This is a genomic window from Pseudomonas sp. LBUM1666 (assembly GCF_059695775.1).
In genome coordinates, this window is the sequence record NZ_CP166789.1 from 3,612,437 (window position 1) to 3,630,492 (window position 18,056).

At 61.7% G+C, this 18,056-nt stretch carries 12 protein-coding genes; 7 read left to right on the plus strand and 5 right to left on the minus strand.

Going from position 1 to position 18,056, the window contains the following annotated elements; translation table 11 throughout:
- Positions 1-4: 4 nt before the first annotated feature.
- From uvrA to ACA056_RS16365, 3 genes are all read right to left on the minus strand, one after another.
- Positions 5-2,629 carry an excinuclease ABC subunit UvrA gene (uvrA, locus tag ACA056_RS16355; RefSeq protein ID WP_497266104.1) on the minus strand — a complete coding sequence of 875 codons (2,625 nt, stop codon included), beginning with the start codon at positions 2,627-2,629 and terminating at the stop codon, positions 5-7.
- Between the two features lie 165 nt (positions 2,630-2,794).
- Complete coding sequence (locus tag ACA056_RS16360; protein WP_497266106.1) at positions 2,795-4,906, minus strand: hybrid sensor histidine kinase/response regulator; 2,112 nt, start codon at positions 4,904-4,906, stop codon at positions 2,795-2,797.
- A gap of 312 nt (positions 4,907-5,218) precedes the next feature.
- Positions 5,219-5,908: a GntR family transcriptional regulator gene (locus tag ACA056_RS16365; RefSeq protein WP_008154995.1), complete on the minus strand. Its 690-nt coding sequence runs from the start codon at positions 5,906-5,908 to the stop codon at positions 5,219-5,221.
- A gap of 140 nt (positions 5,909-6,048) precedes the next feature.
- On the opposite strand from ACA056_RS16365, the gene ACA056_RS16370 reads away from it, so the two are divergent.
- The 7 genes from ACA056_RS16370 to ACA056_RS16400 all read left to right on the plus strand — a co-directional run bounded on the left by ACA056_RS16370 (position 6,049) and on the right by ACA056_RS16400 (position 13,414).
- Positions 6,049-7,134 (plus strand): ABC transporter ATP-binding protein, encoded by a 1,086-nt coding sequence (locus ACA056_RS16370; RefSeq protein ID WP_497266108.1) that lies wholly within the window; start codon positions 6,049-6,051, stop codon positions 7,132-7,134.
- A gap of 1 nt (position 7,135) precedes the next feature.
- The gene (locus tag ACA056_RS16375) at positions 7,136-8,053 is read left to right on the plus strand and encodes an ABC transporter permease (RefSeq protein ID WP_497266110.1); all 918 of its coding nucleotides are present in this window, start codon (positions 7,136-7,138) and stop codon (positions 8,051-8,053) included.
- Positions 8,050-8,838, plus strand: coding sequence for an ABC transporter permease (locus ACA056_RS16380; RefSeq protein ID WP_497266112.1), 789 nt, complete (start codon positions 8,050-8,052; stop codon positions 8,836-8,838). Before ACA056_RS16375 ends, ACA056_RS16380 begins: the two co-directional genes overlap by 4 nt.
- Positions 8,839-8,874: 36 nt before the next feature.
- Entirely contained in the window at positions 8,875-9,927 is a 1,053-nt protein-coding gene (locus ACA056_RS16385) for an extracellular solute-binding protein (protein WP_497266114.1), read from the plus strand.
- Positions 9,928-10,067: 140 nt separating this feature from the next.
- Positions 10,068-11,255, plus strand: coding sequence for an amidohydrolase family protein (locus ACA056_RS16390; protein WP_497266116.1), 1,188 nt, complete (start codon positions 10,068-10,070; stop codon positions 11,253-11,255).
- Positions 11,252-12,739, plus strand: coding sequence for an amidohydrolase family protein (locus tag ACA056_RS16395; RefSeq protein WP_497266118.1), 1,488 nt, complete (start codon positions 11,252-11,254; stop codon positions 12,737-12,739). The genes ACA056_RS16390 and ACA056_RS16395 overlap by 4 nt, the downstream gene beginning before the upstream one ends.
- A 12-nt stretch (positions 12,740-12,751) precedes the next feature.
- Complete coding sequence (locus ACA056_RS16400; protein WP_497266120.1) at positions 12,752-13,414, plus strand: flavin reductase family protein; 663 nt, start codon at positions 12,752-12,754, stop codon at positions 13,412-13,414.
- A 155-nt stretch (positions 13,415-13,569) separates the two neighbouring features.
- Here the strand turns inward: ACA056_RS16400 and ACA056_RS16405 are convergent, their stop codons facing one another.
- Positions 13,570-16,665 (minus strand): error-prone DNA polymerase, encoded by a 3,096-nt coding sequence (locus ACA056_RS16405; protein WP_497266122.1) that lies wholly within the window; start codon positions 16,663-16,665, stop codon positions 13,570-13,572.
- Positions 16,641-18,056 (minus strand): Y-family DNA polymerase, encoded by a 1,416-nt coding sequence (locus ACA056_RS16410; protein ID WP_497266124.1) that lies wholly within the window; start codon positions 18,054-18,056, stop codon positions 16,641-16,643. The genes ACA056_RS16405 and ACA056_RS16410 overlap by 25 nt, the downstream gene beginning before the upstream one ends.

Genomic DNA, 18,056 nt, shown 5'->3' on the forward strand with positions numbered 1-18,056 from the left:
AAAATCAAGCCATACCAAGGGTTCTTGCAAGAAACGGCGCCGTCCGGCTCTTTTTACTCTTGGCGACCTTCTGCGGTGTGCCTGCAATAACAATCTTGCCACCCTGATCCCCCGCCCCCGGGCCGATGTCGATCACCCAGTCACTCTGCGCCACCACGCGCATTTCATGTTCGACGACGATCACCGTATGCCCCGCCGTCACCAGCGTATTCAACTGTTCGAGCAAGCGATCGACGTCCCTTGGGTGCAAACCCGTGGTGGGCTCGTCGAGCACATACAGCGTTGCCCCGCGCTGGTTGCGTTGCAGCTCGGTGGCCAGTTTGATCCGCTGGGCTTCGCCGCCCGACAGCTCGGTCGCCGGTTGGCCGAGGCGCAGGTAACCCAGGCCGATATCGCGCAGCACCTCCAGCGAGCGGCGAATACCCGGTTGTTCGGCAAACACCGTGACCGCCTCGTCCACCGTCAGTTGCAACACCTGGGCGATGTTCAACCCTTGCCAGATGATTGCCAGCGTCTCGGGGTTGTAGCGCGCGCCGTGGCAGGTCGAGCACGGTGCATAGACGCTGGGCATGAACAGCAACTCGACGCTGACAAAGCCTTCACCTTCGCACGTCGAGCAGCGACCCTTGGCGACGTTGAAGGAAAACTGGCCCGCGTCGTAACCCTCGGTCTGCGCCTCGGGTGTGGCGGCATACAGTTTGCGCACGTTGTCAAAGAGACCGGTGTAGGTCGCCAGATTCGAGCGCGGCGTGCGGCCAATGGGTTTCTGATCGACTTGCACCAGGCGCTTGATCGATTCCAGCCCCGCCGTGACCTGACCGCCGCTGACTTGCGGTGCGTCATCCTCAAGGCTCAACGCTTCGGGTTCGCTGTCACTTGCCGCTCGCCCGAGATGCGCGCCCACCAGTTCCAGCAGCGCCTGACTGACCAGACTCGATTTACCGGAACCGGAGACGCCGGTCACCGCGGTAAAACAACCCAGCGGAAACTCGACGCTGAGGTTGTTCAGGTTATTGCGAGTGATGCCTTCCAGTCGTAGCCAATCGTTCGCCTTGCGGCTGGCTTGGGGCTGAGTGACCTGCTCGGCGAACAGATAAGCGCGCGTCTGCGAGCTCGTCACCTGCGCCAACCCTGGCGGCGGTCCGCTGTACAGGACTTGGCCGCCATGCTCGCCGGCCGCCGGGCCTACGTCGATCAACCAGTCGGCGCGGCGCATGGTTTCCAGGTCATGCTCGACCACGAACAAGGTGTTGCCGGCAGCCTTCAGGCGTTGCAGAGCTTCGAACAATGCTTCGCCATCCGCTGGGTGCAATCCGGCCGACGGTTCATCCAGCACGTAGATCACGCCGAACAACTGCGAACCCAATTGCGTCGCCAGGCGCAGACGCTGCAACTCGCCGGACGACAGCGTCGGCGTGCTGCGTTCCAGCGCCAGGTAACCGAGCCCCAGATCGGTCAACGTGCTGACCCGTTCCAGCAAGTCCTGAGCGATCCGCTGCGCGGCCAGGCGTTTCTCCACTGACAGGTTCGGTGTGTGGCGTACATCCGGCGCGTTGGCGTGACCACTGGCGCCGTGGGCCACTCGTTGCTCGCGGGCTTCGCGGGTCTGGTCGTGCGTCAATACTTCGCCCGCCGCCTCGGCCTGTTCGAGGTAGCTGTGAGCGGCCACTGGTTTCAAGACTTCGGCCACTTGCAGCAACGCCATCTGCGACAACTCGCCAATATCGTAACCGGCAAAGGTCACCGACAACGCCTCGCGCTTGAGCCGTTTGCCGTCGCACAACGGGCACGGGCTGCCGAGCATGAATTGCGAGACGCGCTTCTTCATCAGCGCGCTTTGTGAGTGGCTGAAGGTGTGCAGAATGTAGCGCCGGGCGCCGGTGAACGTGCCCTGGTAACTCGGTTCCATGTTGCGTTTGAGCGCGACTCTGGTTTCTTCGGGGGTGAGCCCGGCATACACCGGCACCGTGGGTGTTTCTTCAGTGAAGAGAATCCAGTCGCGCAGTTTTTTCGGCAGATCCCGCCAGGGTTTATCGACGTCGTAACCCATCGTCACCAGAATGTCGCGCAGGTTCTGTCCCTGCCAGGCGGTGGGCCAGGAGGCGACCGCGCGCTGGCGAATGGTCAGGCTCGGGTCCGGGACCATCAACGCTTCCGTGACTTCATACACCCGCCCCAATCCATGACATTCGGGGCACGCGCCCTGGGGCGTGTTGGGCGAAAAGTCTTCCGCATAGAGCATCGGTTGCCCCGGCGGATAACTGCCGGCCCGGGAATACAGCATGCGGATCAGGCTCGACAATGTCGTCACGCTGCCCACCGAAGAACGCGTGCTCGGCGTACCCCGTTGTTGCTGGAGCGCCACCGCCGGCGGCAAGCCTTCGATGGAGTCGACGTCCGGCACGCCGACCTGATCGATCAGGCGCCGCGCATAAGGCGCCACGGATTCGAAATAGCGGCGTTGCGCTTCGGCGTAGAGGGTCGAGAACGCCAACGACGATTTCCCCGAACCGGACACGCCAGTGAACACCACCAGGGCATCCCGGGGGATGTCGACATCGACGTTTTTGAGATTGTGTTCCCGGGCGCCGCGCACCCTGACCATGCCGGAGGGGGGATTGGAAGTCATGGACCAGCCTTGATTTGAGAGTTCTAAGGAATGATTGATAGCGTGGGTCCATACTCGATCAAAATGTGGGAGCGGGCTTGCTCGCGAAAGCGGTCTCTCAGTTGACATCTCTATCGACTGACACGGCCCCTTCGCGAGCAAGCCCGCTCCCACATTTTAATTGCGTTAGCCATTGAGGACGGTGCGAACCATCTGGGTGAGCGCCTCGGGGCTATAAGGTTTGCTCAGCAAATAGGTATCCGGACTGAGTTGATGATTGCGCGAGATAATGTCACGGGTGTGGCCCGAGGTGAACAGCACGGCCACCGGCGGCGTCTGCACCTTGGCCCAGGCGGCCAGGTCCGAGCTTTTGATCAGGCCGGGCATGACCACGTCGGTGAAAATCAGGTCTACCGCGGCGCCATCCAGCAACATCTGCATCGCGACGTCACCGTTGGCCGCCGTCAGCACTTGATAACCTTCTTCGCTCAGCAGCTCTACCGCTGAGCTGCGCACCGCCTCGTTGTCCTCGACCACCAGAATGGTTTCGTGTCCGCCTCGCTGTTGCGGGTCATGACGTGTCGTTTCGTTGAGCATCGGGCGCAGGCTGCGCGGGAAATACAGCTGCACCCGAGTGCCCTGGTCGACCACGCTGGAAATCTCGATATGCCCGCCACTCTGCTTGACGAAACCGAACACCATGCTCAGGCCCAGCCCCGTGCCCTGGCCATCGGCCTTGGTGGTAAAAAACGGTTCGAAAGCCTGCGCGAGCACCTGCGGCGACATGCCAGCCCCTCTGTCAGCCACCGCTACGCAGACATAGTCGCCGGCAACGATACCCTTGCCTGCACAAAACTTGCTATCAAGGGCGATGTTCTCGGCGTTCAAGTCAATGGTCCCTTCGCCATTCATGGCGTCACGGGCATTGATCGCCAGATTGAGGATGGCGTTTTCCAGTTGATTGCAGTCCACGTAGACGTACCAAAGGGCTTCGGCCGCGGTGACATTGATCTGGATGGTTTCCCCCAGCGCCCGCTGCAACAATTCCCCGAGCCCATCGAAGACCTGCCGCAGATCGCAGACCGCTGGCGACAAGGGCTGACGACGGGCGAACGCAAGTAGTTGCGAAGACAGTTTGGCGCCACGTTCGACCGCGGCAATCGACGCACTGACCCGACGCTGCACATTGGCGTTGTCCGGCTCATGCCGCGCCAGCAAGTGCAGATTGCCGGCGATCACCTGCAACAGGTTGTTGAAGTCATGGGCCACGCCGCCGGTGAGGCCGCCGATGGCTTCGAGTTTCTGCGATTGACGCAGTTGTTCTTCAGCGGCCAGACGCGCTTCGACTTCGTCGGCAACGCGCTGTTCCAGGTTGCGGGTGAACTTGAGCAGGGATTCTTCGGCGGTCTTGCGTTCGTGAATGTCGATCAACACCCCGGGAAAACGGAACGGTTCGCCCTGCTCATTGAACTCGCAGCCACCACTCGCCTGCACCCACAGATAACTGCCATCCGGACGCAGGACCCGATACTCGGCGTTAAAGGGTTCGCCGGTTTCCACTGATTGATTGATCTGCTCCTGCACCCAGCTGCGGTCATCGGGATGGATCCGTGCTTCGGCGATGTCCGTTGGCAGGTCGGCCAGGTTTTGCTCCGGCGGGTAGGAAAAGGTGCGGGCGAAACGCTCGTCACCGGAGAGCGCATTGCCCTTGATGTCCCAGACGAACGAGCCGAGCAAAGCCCCGGCATTGAGCGCCAGGCGCACCCGTTCGTTGTCGGCGTGATAGGCGTCCTCGGCGGCCTGACGGCGGCGTTCGGAAATCACATGCTCGGTGGTCTCAACCACCATCGCCATGACCCCGGCCGGTTTCCCGTCATCATCCGCCACCGGGCTGTAATAGAGGTCCAACCAGACGTCTTCGGGAACCCCGTCGCGCAGCAACTCCAGTACTTTATTGCGATAGGACAAGGTGCCGCCGGCCAGGCAGGTGTCGACCACATGCCGATTGAAGTCGGCGACTTCCGGCCAGCCCAGTTCCACCGGGGAACCCAACAGGTAAGGATGGCGGCCACCGGCGAACTTCGAATACGCATCGTTATAGATCATGTAACCGGGGCGGCCCCACAGCATCACCATCGGCAGTGGCGACGCGAGCATTAACTGCACCGCGCTGCACAGGCTTCCGGGCCAGGTGTCCATGTTCCCCAGCTCAGTCAGGCTCCAGTCGAACGCGCGGATGCGCCCGGCCATTTCACCGTTCCAGCCTGCACACCCATGGCTATCGTCTAGAAACTGCATCGACTGACTCTGTATCCCTGTAGATGACTGGCTTGAGGGATCGCAACGGCATGACGACGGTGCGTGCCCGTTTGTTTCGAGCATCGCAGCCGCCAATGGTTTCATAGAGGTTAGCTGATTCTTGATTTGCAGATTTTTGTGGGTTTGCCCTGACGGTTTTGTAGCAGCTGTCGAGGCTGCGTTCGGCTGCGAAGCAGTCGTAAACCCTACATGAGAGTTTGTCCTGACACACCGAGGTGTCTGATTTCACGACTGCTTCGCAGCCGAACGCAGCCTCGCAGGCTCGACAGCTGCTACACGGTTTCAGCGTGGCTAAACCTCGATCAGGTGCTTGAGCGGGTGGTAGCCGGTTTTCAACGTGGCGGCGACGTCGAGAATCGCCTTCTCGATGCCATTCAAATGCATGCAGGTCAATTCAATCGCGGCGCTCTGGTTGCCGGCTTCGATGTACTCGATCAGCCGCAGGTGTTCATCGTCGCGGCAAGCTTCGTGACTGTCGTCATCCAGCGCGGCGGCGTACAGCGAGGCGCGGGAAATCAGTTTGCGGAACCAGTCCAGCAACACCGGGTTGTTCAGGCTTTGCGCGAGTTTGATATGGAATTCGCCGAGCAAATGAATCAGCCGTTCATGGTCGCCGCTGCGGTGCGCTTCATCCTCCAATAACAGGTGATCACGCAGGTCCTGGGTCACGGCAGTATCACGACGACGACAGAGCTCAGTGACGATGCCGATCTCGATCAGGCGCCTCGTTTCAAACAGCGAGCGGATCTCCTCATCACTGGGCAACGACACTGACGCCCCTTTGTTGGGCTCGGTGGTGACCAGGCCATCGGCCTCCAACTGTTTGAGCGCGGCACGAACCGACGTCCGGCTGACATTAAAAAGTTCGGCCAATGATGCTTCGCCGAGCTTCATGCCGGGACGCAATGAACGTTTGCTGATCGCCTCGTAAACCCCTTGGTAGACGCGGTCGACCGTGGTCTCGAGTTTTTTCTCGGTCATCTGAACACTCCTTTAGCGCTAAACAACCGGCCCCAGGCGATGAGCAGCCTTTGAAAAAGGGGGTTGCACGAGCAGATTAATCCGGTTATTTCTAGATTGCATCCAGATATTGCATACAATAATTAGAGGAATGCACCAATATGGGTCATCCAACAGCGATTGAAGTGCGTAACGTCTCCAAGCGGTATTCCGACGATCCGGGGCTGGCTCCAGCCCTCGACAACGTTTCAGTCGACATTGCCGACAATGAATTCTTCACCCTGCTCGGCCCCTCCGGCTGCGGCAAGACGACCCTGCTGCGCACCATCGCCGGCTTCGAACAGGTCAGCGAGGGCGAGATCCGTCTGGCGGGCGAACCGGTCAATGATTTGCCACCGTTCAAGCGCCGGGTCAACACCGTATTCCAGAGCTACGCGCTGTTTCCGCACATGAGCGTCGCGCAGAATATCGCCTTCGGCCTCGAGATGCAGGGTCTTGATCGCAAGCTCATCCCGCAACGGGTCGATGAGATGCTGGCGCTGGTGCAAATGCAACACTTGGCCCAGCGCAAACCGGCCGAGTTGTCCGGTGGCCAGCAGCAGCGCGTGGCCCTGGCCCGGGCCCTGGCGCCGAAACCCAAAGTGCTGTTGCTCGACGAACCGCTATCAGCGCTGGACTTGAAGCTGCGCAAGGAAATGCAGGTCGAACTCAAGCGTGTGCAGAAAGAAGCCGGGATCACCTTCATTTTCGTCACCCACGATCAGGAAGAAGCCCTGACCCTGTCCGATCGTATCGCCGTGATGTCGGCCGGCAAGATCCTGCAAATCGGCACACCGAACGATATCTACGAACGACCGCAGCACCGTTTCGTTGCTCAATTTATCGGCGACATCAACTTCCTCCCCGGCCACCTCAAGCGCGGCCAGCAGAACGAAAAACTGTTCGTGCCGAGCGGCATGCCGGTGGAAATCCCTTGCCCGGCTCAATGCTTCGATGGCGCCAGCGTGCAACTGGCGTTCCGCCCGGAACGCTCGCAATTGGTCGACCCGGCGCAACCGCATCACCTGCGCGGCGTGATTGAAGCGGTGTTGTATGTCGGCACCGCGACCCTTTACCAGTGCCGGTTGAACAACGACATCAAGGTCATGCTGCGCGAGAACAACGAAGGCCTGAACCGCGGCCGGGTGGTCGGTGATCGCGTCGCGGTCAACCTGCCGCCCCACGCCTGCCTGTTGATGGAGGCCTGAGATGAGCGTCAGCAGCACTTCTCCCGCCCTCAACCGTGCGCTGTTGCTCAGCCCGGTGGTTCTGACTTTGTTGGCGCTGATCGCCATTCCGCTCGGCATCATGGGCTACATCAGCCTGCTGCCGCGCAACGTTTACGGCGGCGTCGACTGGCAGGCCAACTGGCAATTGCAAAGCTACGTGCAGCTGTTTTTCCAGGAAGGTTTCGACGGTGAACTGGAACTGAACTGGGTCTACGCCCAGGCGCTGTTGCGCTCGGTGTTCCAGGCCGGAGGCACCACGTTGCTGTGTTTCCTGTTCGGCTTCCCGGTGGCCTTGTGGATGTCGAGCCTGACACCGCGGCGGCGCAACCTCATGGTCTTGCTGATCACCATTCCGTTCTGGACCAACCTGCTGATCCGCAACTACGCCTGGTTGATCATCCTGCGCGAGCATGGCTGGGCCGCCCAAAGCCTCAACGCGCTGTTCCCCCAGGCCGGTGGCATCACCCTGCTCTACAACGACTTCGCGGTCAGCGTCGGGCTGGTCTACAGCTTCCTGCCGTTCATGATTTTGCCGATCTACTCGACCCTGGAAAAACTCGACTGGCGTCTGGTGGAAGCGGCTTACGACCTCGGCGCCAATCGCAGGCATGCGTTGCGGCGGATCATCCTGCCGCTGTCGATGCCCGGCGTGATTGCCGGTGCACTGCTGGTGTTTGTGCCGAGCCTCGGTGCCTTCATCACCCCGGCGATTCTCGGCGGCGGCAAGACGCTGATGATCGGCAACCTGATTCAGCAACAGTTCGGCACCGCGCGTAACTGGCCGCTGGGCAGTTCGCTGTCGTTCCTGTTGCTGGGGATTCTGCTGCTGTCCCTGTTGCTTTACGCCCTCTATAGCCGCAGCGCCGCCAAAACTCTACGCCGGGGAGCCACCGCATGATCGCACTGCACCTGAAAAAACTGCCCCTGACCCGTGAAGTCAGCCTGTTGATCCTGGCCTATCTGTACGTGCCGATCTTTGTGCTGATCGCCTACAGCTTCAACGCCAACCGTTCGGCCACGGTGTGGACCGAGTTCTCCTTCGCCTGGTACGGGCGGATTCTGGTCAACCCGTCGATCCAGACCGCCGCGCTGAACTCGATCATCGTCGCCGGCATCGCCACGGTGTGTGCCACGGCCATTGCGTTGCTCGCGGCGTTGGCGACGTACCGGCCGTTCTATGGACAGAAGATGGTCGAGGGCGGGATCAACCTGCCGCTGATCCTGCCGGAGATCGTCACCGCCGTCGCCACCCTGCTGCTGTTCATGGCGCTGGGGATCAAGCTCGGTTTGCTGACGGTGATTGTTGCGCACATCGGCTTCTGCATTCCTTTCGCCTACCTGCCGATCCGCGCCCGGCTCAACGACTTGGACAAGAGCTTGCTGGAGGCGGCGAACGATTTGTACGCCAACCCGTGGCAGGTGTTTCGCCGGGTGACCTTGCCGCTGTTATGGCCGGCGGTACTGTCCGGTTCGGTGCTGGCGTTCGTGGTCAGCCTCGACGATTTCATCATGACCTTCTTTGTGGCCGGTCCCGGTTCGACGACGTTGCCGGTGTACATCTTCTCGGCGATCAAGTCCGGCGTAACGCCAGAAATCAATGCGATCTCGACCCTGATGCTGGTGATTTCCATCGTGCTGGTGGTGCTGGCCTTCTGGCTGGGACAGCGCGGCAAAAACCAATGAGCCCTTTCCTTCGCGGTACTTTCGGAGCGTAAAACAATGATCTTGAAAAGCATGCGTTACGGCGTTGCCGGTCTGGCCCTCAGTTGCTTCAGCGTTTTCACCGCCCAGGCCGCCGAACCCAAGGAATTGTTCTTCTACAACTGGACCGACTACTACCCGGTCGATCTGCTGGCCAAGTTCGAAAAGGAGACCGGGATCAAGGTCACCATGGACGGCTACGACAGCAACGAAACCCTGCTGGCCAAGTTGCAGGCCGGTGGCGCGGCGTATGACGTGATCGTGCCGTCGCAGTCGATCATGCGCACGTTGATCAACCAGAACCTGCTGCTGCAAATCGACGCGTCGACCCTGCCCAACTTCCAGTACGTCAAACCGGCGTTCCGCGACCCGAGTTTCGATCCCGGTCGCAAGTTCTCCGCCCCGTACCTGTGGGGCACCACCGGGTTTTCCTATGACAGCGCGCGGGTGCCCGGCGGCAAACTGGACGATTCATGGAAAGAGTTCTTCGAACCGCGCAAGGAACTCGAAGGCCAACTCGCCGCCCTCGACACCTCCAGCAGTGTGATCAACGCGGCCAGCCATTACCTGAACGTCGACGAATGCAGCGAAAACCCGCAGGACGCCAAGCGCATTCTGGAGCTGCTGAAAAAACAGAAACCGCACTTGAAGATGTACAGCTCGGACAACACCGTCGACCGCATGGCCTCCGGTGAAGTGATCATGATGCAGAACTGGAACGGCTCCACCGCCCGGGCGACGTTGCAAAAAAGCACCATCAAGTACGTGTACCCGCGCGAAGGCCTGGCGATGTTCCAGGACAACTTCGCCGTACCGAAAAGCGCCCCGCACCCTGGCAACGCGAAGATCTTTATCGACTGGATGATGAAGCCGGAAAACGCCGCCGCCGTGTCCAACGCCATCGCCTACGACAACGGCATCCAGAGCGACAAACTGATCGACGCCAAATGGCGGGTGATGGACGCGATCAACATGCCCGACGAGTTCGCCTCGCGCTTGCGGCCGGAGAAAGAGTGCAGCAACAAGGCGCGGGAGCTGCAGGACCGGATCTGGTCGAAGCTCAAGGGTTGATTGCCTGGCTTGAAACCGAGTCGCGGCCATCGCGAGCAGGCTCGCTCCCACATTGGATTTGCGGTGTTCACAAAACCCTGTGGGAGCGAGCTTGCTCGCGATGAGGCCCGCCCAAACACCACAAAAATTCGAGGTATGTAATGACCTGGCTACGCAACGTCCGCCCCTACGGCTCCCCCGCCGAAGACCTGCTTCTGGAAAACGGTCTGTTCAAGCAACGCCGCCCGGCATCGACCGCCGCACTGACCGCCACCGACATCGACGGCCAAAACCAGCTTCTCACCCCTGCCCTGGTTGAAAGCCACGTCCACTTGGACAAAACCCTCTGGGGTCAACCCTGGCGCCCGAACAGCGCCGGCCCGACGCTCAAGGACTACATCGCCAACGAGCGCCGCGTGCTGCGTGAAGTCCAGGCACCGATTGCCCAGCGCGCCGGCGCCCTGCTGGAAAACTGCATCGCCCGTGGCTCGCTGACGATGCGTTGTCACGTCGACATCGACCCGGAATTCGGCCTGCGCCACGTCGAGGCCATGCAGCAACTGCGCGAACGTTACCGCGACCTGATCGACCTGCAACTGGTGGCGTTCCCGCAAACCGGCCTGATCAGCCGCCCCGGCACCGCCGAACTGATGCGCGAAGCCATGGCCCTGGGCGTGGAAAACGTTGGCGGTCTCGACCCGTGCGGCATCGACAATGACCCCATCGCCCAGCTCGACTTCGTCTTTAAGCTGGCCAACGAATTCGAACGTGGCGTCGACATTCACCTGCACGACAAGGGCGAACTGGGCCTGTGGCAAATCGCGCGGATCGCCGACTACACCGAACGCTTCGGGCGTCAGGGTCGGGTGATGATCAGCCACGCGTATTGCCTTGGGATGTTGCCGTGGAGCCAGGTCAAACCGGTGGCCGAACGCCTGGCGGCGCTGGGCATTTCACTGATGAGTTCGGCGCCGGCCGATTGCGCGGTGCCGCCGTTCCTCGCACTACGCGAGGCCGGGGTGAATCTCTGCCTGGGTTCGGACGGCATTCGCGATGCCTGGTCGCCCATGGGCAACGGCGACATGCTGGAACGGGCGATGCTGCTGGCCTTTCGGTTCGACTTGAACAAGGACGATGAACTGGCAGCGGCGTTCAACGCCGCCACGGTGAATGGCGCTCGGGCGCTGGGCTGTGAAGGTTATGGGGTGGAGATCGGTGCGCCGGCGGACTTTTTGCTGATGCAGGTACAGACGCTGGGTGAGGCGGTGGTGTCGCGGCCGGTGCGGCAGGTTTATCGCGGCGGCGAGTTGATCGCTTCCGGTGGCCGACTGCTGGAAAGTCGCTTGTGAAAAGGATTGGATTGAAAGCCAGTTGCGTGGTCGGGTTCGACGGCACCCAGCATGTGCTGTGGCGCGACGGCGAAGTGGTGTTCGAAGGTTCGCGCATCGTGTTTGTCGGGCGTGACTATCCGGGGCCGGTGGATCAGTGGATTGATTACGGCAACGCGTTGATCGGTCCGGGCTTCATCGATCTGGATGCGCTCGGGGATCTTGATTCGACGGTGCTGACGCTGGACAACGGCGATGAACCCGACATGGGCCGGATGTGGTCCGAGGACTACCTGGCGAGTGGTCCGCGGGAGAGTTACACCGCGGATGAACAAGTCTTCAAATACCGCTACGCCTTCACCCAGCTGATCCGCAACGGCATCACCACCGCCATGCCGATCACCTCGATGTATTACCGCGAGTGGGCCGAGACTTACGACGAGTTTTCTGCAGTGGCCGGTGTGGCTGCCGAGTTGGGGCTGCGGACTTACCTTGGTCCCTGCTACATGAGCGGCATGAGTTACTGGCGCGCCGATGGAAGCCTCGGGCATCACTGGGATGAAGCGCGAGGCATGGCAGGGCTCGATGCGGCTGTTCGGTTTTTCCATGATTTCGACGGTGCACACGAGGGTTTGATTCGCGGCGCGCTGCTGCCGGACCGCATCCAGACCTGCACCCCGACCCTGCTGCAACGTACTGCCGCGCTCAGCCGGGAACTGAAAGCGCCGATGCGTTTGCATTGCTGCCAGGGGCTCGGTGAGGTGGCGATGGTCGAGCAACTGCGCGGTTCTTCGCCGCTGGGTTGGTTGCAGCAACTGGATCTGCTGACCCCGCGCAGTCTGCTGCCCCACGGCATCTACACCTCAGGCGATGACGATCTGCAACGCGTGGTGGATGGCGGCGCGAGTCTGGTGCATTGCCCGGTGGTGTTTGCCCGTGACGGCGAGGCACTGAACTCTTTCGGTCGCTATCGGGCCAAGGGCATCAACTTCGCCTTGGGCACCGACACCTGGCCGGCGGACCTGCTGGAGAACATGCGCCAAGGTTTGAACATCGCCCGACTGATGGAGGGCGGCAACTCGCTCACCTCCACGCTGGACCTGTACAACGCCGCCACCCTCGGTGGCGCCAAGGCTTTGGGCCGCGATGATCTGGGCCGTTTGGCGCCGGGCGCCAAGGCCGACATCACGGTGTTCAGTCTTCGCGGCCTGCATTTGGGGCCGCTGTTCGACCCACTGAAAAACCTGGTATTGGCCGGGCGCGGTGACGACTGCATCGCCAGCTACATCAACGGCCGCTGCGTGATGCAGGACGGTCAGGTTCAAGGTGTCGACTACCCCGCCCTGCAACGCCAGGCCCAACAACAATTCGAAAAACTGATGCGCAGCCACAGCGACCGGGCCTTCGGCCAACCGGACTGGAAAGGCTTGTTCAAACCGGCCATCCCGTTCGCTGACGACTACAGCGCAGACGCGCCGCTGGGCGCGATTGATCCCCTTCTTTAGAGAATTCTGCCCATGCAAAGCTTCGACTTCAGCCAATTGAGCCCGCGAGACAAATACAAGATTCTGATCGGCAGCGTGGTGCCACGGCCGATTGCCCTGGTCACCACCATCGACGGCGAAGGTCGGATCAACGCGGCGCCCTTCAGCTTCTTCAACGCCCTCTCGGCCGACCCGCCGATCCTCGCGTTGGGCGTGGAAAACTACGGCGACCAAAGCCCCAAGGACACCACGCGCAATATCCAGCTCAACCAGGAATTCACCGTGAACATCGTCAGCGATGCCCTGGTGGAAGCCATGAACGTCTGCGCCGTGCCGTTCGCCCCCGGTTTCGACGAACTGACTGCCGCCGGCCTCACTGCCATTCCCGGCACCACGGTCAAATGCCCACGAATCGGCGAAGCCCCGGTGGCGTTGGAGTGTCGGCGGATGATGGCGCTGTCCATCGGACAGTCCCGGGAGATTATCTTTGGCGAAGTGTTGATGGCCCATGTGCGGGATGAATTGATCGACCCGAAAACCCTGTATATCGATCAGCTCGGGCTCGATGCGATTGGCCGGATGGGTGGGCATGGGTATGCGCGCACGCGCGATTATTTCGATTTGCCGACAAGATCGTTGCAGGCATGGACGGAGGCGCCGGGGGGTGGGGAGCGGTTTTGGCCTGAGGGCAAATAGAGCGAGCATACACATCACCTGTGGGAGCGAGCTTGCTCGCGATAGCGTTGGATCAGCTTGCATCTATGTTGAATGTGCTGCCGTCATCGCGAGCAAGCTCGCTCCCACAAAAAGCTCCCTCCCCACAGTAAGCACTGGTCACAACAGGATCAGCGTCAACGGAAATCCCGGCTGCGCACACTGATGCCGTCGAGCAATGGGCTCAGGTCGCTCAACCGTCCGGCAATCAAATGCCGCACCTCGCCTTCCTTTTCCCAGCGCCCGTCGACCTTGAGCAATTGCGAGCCGACCAACACCTGGCGCTGCCGGTCGGCCAGGTCGCGCCAGACAATGACGTTGACGTTGCCGAACTCATCTTCAAGGGTGACAAAGGTCACGCCACTGGCGGTGCCCGGGCGTTGTCGACCGGTCACCAACCCGGCGACGCTGACCGGTCGCCCATGCTCGACCTCCAGCAGTTCCTTCGAACTGCGGCAGCGTCGGGCTTTCAATTCACCCCGCAACAACGCCAGCGGATGCGGACCGAGCGTGGTGCCGACACTGTTGTAATCGGCTAGCAGGTCCTCGCCGACGGTGGGTTTGGGCAACGACACCGCATCCTCCTGCCCCGGCAGACCGGCAAACAAGCCGAGCTGTTTCTGCACCCCCGCCACTTCCCATCGAGCCTGATGACGGTCACCCGCCAGGCCGCGCAGCGCACCGGCATCGGCCAGTTGTTCCTGGGCGCGGGCGTCAAGTTGCGCCCGTTCGCCGAGGTCGGCAATGTCGATAAACGCCCCCTTCGACCGTGCGGTTTCGATGCGCCGGGCATCGTCCTCACGAAAGCCCTTGATCATCCGCAACCCCATGCGAATCGCCGGCTGGGCTCCGGTGATCGGTTCGAGGCTGCAATCCCAGTCACTGGCGCGCACGTCCACCGGGCGAATCTGCAAATGATGTCGGCGCGCGTCCTGCAGAATCTGATCCGGGCTGTAGAAACCCATGGGCCAGCTGTTGATCAACGCACAGGCGAAGGCCGCCGGCTCGTGGCATTTCAACCAGCAACTGGCGTAGGTCAGCAAGGCGAAACTGGCGGCGTGGGACTCGGGAAAACCATAACTGCCGAAGCCTTTGATCTGCTCGAAGATTTGCGCGGCAAACTCGGCCGTGTAGCCGTTTTTCTTCATCCCGGCGGCCAGGCGATCCTTGTGCGGTTCCAGTCCGCCGTGGCGTTTCCAGGCCGCCATGGAGCGGCGCAACTGATCGGCCTCGCCGGGGCTGTAGTCGGCGGCGACGATGGCAATCTGCATCACCTGTTCCTGGAACAGCGGCACGCCCAACGTGCGCTTGAGCACGGTTTCCAGTGCCGGGGACGGATAGACCTCGGGTTCTTCCTTGTTTCGGCGTCGCAAGTACGGATGCACCATCCCGCCCTGAATCGGCCCCGGACGGACAATCGCCACCTCGATCACCAGGTCATAGAAGGTCCGGGGTTTGAGCCTCGGCAGCATCGACATCTGCGCCCGGGACTCGATCTGAAACACGCCAATGGTGTCGGCACGGCCGATCATGTCGTAGGTCTGCGAGTCTTCGGACGGGATCGTCGCCAGGCTCAGGTCCCGATGGCGATGACGGCGCAACAGATCGAAACAGCGGCGGATCGCACTGAGCATGCCCAACGCCAGGATATCCACCTTGAGCAGCCCGACGGCATCGAGGTCGTCCTTGTCCCACTGGATGATGGTGCGCTCGGCCATGGCGGCGTTTTCCACCGGGACCAGGCTGTCCAGAGGCTGCTCGGAAATCACGAAACCGCCGGGGTGCTGGGACAGGTGTCGGGGGAAACCGATCAGTTGCCCCGTCAGGCTGAGCACCCGGCGCAGCACCGGGCTCTCGGGATCGAACCCGCCTTCAAGCAGGCGTTCCACGGGCGGTGTTTCATCACTCCAGTGGCCACAGCAATCAGCCAGGGCGTTGATCTGATCCGGCGGCAAACCCAAGGCCTTGGCCACATCCCGCACCGCGCCGGCCGCGTGATACGTGCTGACCACCGCCGTCAGCGCCGCGCGGGTCCGGCCATAGCGCTGGAACACGTACTGCAAGACTTCTTCGCGGCGTTCGTGTTCGAAATCGACGTCGATGTCCGGCGGTTCGTTGCGCTCTTTGGAGAGAAAGCGCTCGAACAACAGCGTGGTGCGATCCGGGTCGATTTCCGTGATCCCCAAGGCAAAACACACCGCCGAGTTGGCCGCCGAACCACGGCCCTGACACAGGATTTTTTGCTCACGGGCGAATCGCACAATGTCGTGAACCGTCAGGAAATAGCTTTCGTAGCCCAGTTCGGCGATCAGTTCCAGTTCCTTGTCGATCTGCGTCAGCACCTGGGCCTGCGGGCCTTTTGGCCAGCGCCACGCGATGCCCTCCTCGGTCAAATGACGCAGCCAGGATGTGGCTGTCTGGCCTTCAGGGACCAACTCCCGGGGATATTGATAACGCAACTGACCGAGGTCGAAGGTGCAGCGCCGGGCGATGTTCAGCGTTTCGTCGAGCAGTGTTTGCGGGTAGATCGATTGCAGAGCCTCGAGACTGCGCACATGCCGCTCGCCATTGGGATGAAGACGCAACCCGGCCTCCGCCACCGGCAGGTGATGACGGATCGCGGTCATGGTGTCCTGCAAGGCGCGCCGCCCACGGGCGTGCATGTGCACATCACCGCTGGCCACTGCCGGGATTCGCAGCTCCCTCGCCAAGGCCAGCAGTGCGCCCAGTCGCCGGGTATCGTCCTGGCCGCGATGCAGCTGGACGGTCAGCCACAGGCAATCGACGAAGGTCTGCTTCAGCCAGAGGCCCTGTTCGAAGTCATCGACGGCGTCCGGCACCCACAACGCCAACAGCCCCGGCAAGGGTTCACTGAAGTCTTCCCGCAGCACTTGATACTGGCCTTTCTGCGTGCGGCGCCGCGCTCGGGTAATCAGTCGGCACAGCGCTTGATAACCCTCAAGGTTTTCCACCAGCAACACCAGTTTCGGACCGTTCTCGATGCGCACTTCGCTGCCGATAATCAGCGGTAGCTCCACGGATTTGGCCGCTTGCCAGGCGCGGACGATACCGGCCAGGGTGCATTCGTCGGTGATTGCCAAGGCCTGATAGCCCTGCTTTTTCGCCCGTTGAAAGAGTTCGAGGGCACTGGAAGCACCGCGCTGGAAACTGAAGTTCGACAGGCAGTGCAGCTCGGCATAGTCGACGCTCATGCGAACCAGCCTTGCAGCCACAACGGGCCGTCCTCACCAACCGCACGATAGGCCCAGCCCTGCTGGCCGGAACGGGTTTCGATCAGGAAGTAGTCGCGGCGCACATCGGCGCCGTCCCACCAACCGGACTCGATGCGTTCCGGCCCCATCAGGATGCGCGTCGAACCTTCGTGCACCGCCAGCGGTTCAGTCAGCAGCCATCCCGGACGTTGCACCGTAGGCAACCCTGCACAGCGCTGACTGTCGACACTGGCCTGCCACGCGCATTCCGGCCGGTGATCGGCCTGGAACCGCAAGCCCTGCACCGCGTCATCTCCCAACCGCGCGCGCAAGCGTTCGCGCAGTTGCTCCCAGGGCAAGGACTGCTGCGGGCGGTCGTCGAACAGTTCCTGATACTGGGGAACGAAGGCCGGCAAGTCTTCGGCGCGCAGGCGAAAACCGCGCACCGGGGCCTCGACCTGGACGTGCTCCAACCGGCCACGGGCCAGTTCAAAGAGCATCGCCGGATCACGTTCGGCGCTGAGCAGGCCGACCTTGATAACCGTGTCCGGCAACCCGGCGTGTTCCAGGTGCAGGTCGAAACGCTGCACGCCGCTGTCCCGCCCGCAAAGAAACGCCGACAGGTCGCCGGTTAGCCGGCGTAACGGAAACAGCAGCGCCTGATGGGACTGCACGTCGAAGTTGAGCTCGATGCGCACATCGAAGCGGTCCGGCGGCAGGTAGAACGCCAGCGCCAGCCGCCGTAACCCGAGCAAGGCGTCCAGATGCTTGAGCACCTGGGCCTCGAAACGCCTGGCCAGGCTATGGCGAGGCAACGCCTGAACCTGACTCAAGGTGCGCAACCCCATGCGCGACAACGCGGTGGCAACGCTGGTTTCCAGCCCGATCCGGTCGATGGGCAACTGCCCTAGATGATGTTGCAAGGCTTGATCGTCGGGCACCACCAGACCGTCATAAGCGTTGGCCAGTACCCGTGCCGCCACTGGGTTGGGCGCGGCAACAATCCGATGGCGAAACCCCAACTCGACGAGCTCGGCCCGCAACCGCGCCTCGAATTGCGGCCAGGCACCGAACAAGCCCAGGCTGGACTCGATTTCAAACACCACCGCTCGTGGGTAATGCACGCTGACTTGTGAACTGAATCGATAAGCCCAGGCGGCCAGAAACTGCTGCCAGTGCTCGATCTCGGCAGCGTCGTACTCAGCTGTGACAAACCCTTTGCTCAAGGCCTGGGCGGCGGTCATCGACTGGCCCGGACGCAAGCCCAGCGCCCGGGCCGAAGCGTTGACCGCTTGCAACACCCGACGCTGGGCCGGGCCGGTCAGCAGGGCCAGCGGCTCATCGGGATCGGCGCGCTGACGCAGTACCACGTCCAGCGCCAATTGCGGGAAGAGAATGCAGACCCAGCGCAT

Bases quoted from the DNA above. Each gene is read 5' to 3' on its own strand.
- uvrA (WP_497266104.1), bottom strand. From the start codon at position 2,629: ATGACTTCCAATCCCCCCTCCGGCATGGTCAGGGTGCGCGGCGCCCGG.
- ACA056_RS16360 (WP_497266106.1), bottom strand. From the start codon at position 4,906: ATGCAGTTTCTAGACGATAGCCATGGGTGTGCAGGCTGGAACGGTGAA.
- ACA056_RS16365 (WP_008154995.1), bottom strand. From the start codon at position 5,908: ATGACCGAGAAAAAACTCGAGACCACGGTCGACCGCGTCTACCAAGGG.
- ACA056_RS16370 (WP_497266108.1), top strand. From the start codon at position 6,049: ATGGGTCATCCAACAGCGATTGAAGTGCGTAACGTCTCCAAGCGGTAT.
- ACA056_RS16375 (WP_497266110.1), top strand. From the start codon at position 7,136: ATGAGCGTCAGCAGCACTTCTCCCGCCCTCAACCGTGCGCTGTTGCTC.
- ACA056_RS16380 (WP_497266112.1), top strand. From the start codon at position 8,050: ATGATCGCACTGCACCTGAAAAAACTGCCCCTGACCCGTGAAGTCAGC.
- ACA056_RS16385 (WP_497266114.1), top strand. From the start codon at position 8,875: ATGATCTTGAAAAGCATGCGTTACGGCGTTGCCGGTCTGGCCCTCAGT.
- ACA056_RS16390 (WP_497266116.1), top strand. From the start codon at position 10,068: ATGACCTGGCTACGCAACGTCCGCCCCTACGGCTCCCCCGCCGAAGAC.
- ACA056_RS16400 (WP_497266120.1), top strand. From the start codon at position 12,752: ATGCAAAGCTTCGACTTCAGCCAATTGAGCCCGCGAGACAAATACAAG.
- ACA056_RS16410 (WP_497266124.1), bottom strand. From the start codon at position 18,056: ATGCGCTGGGTCTGCATTCTCTTCCCGCAATTGGCGCTGGACGTGGTA.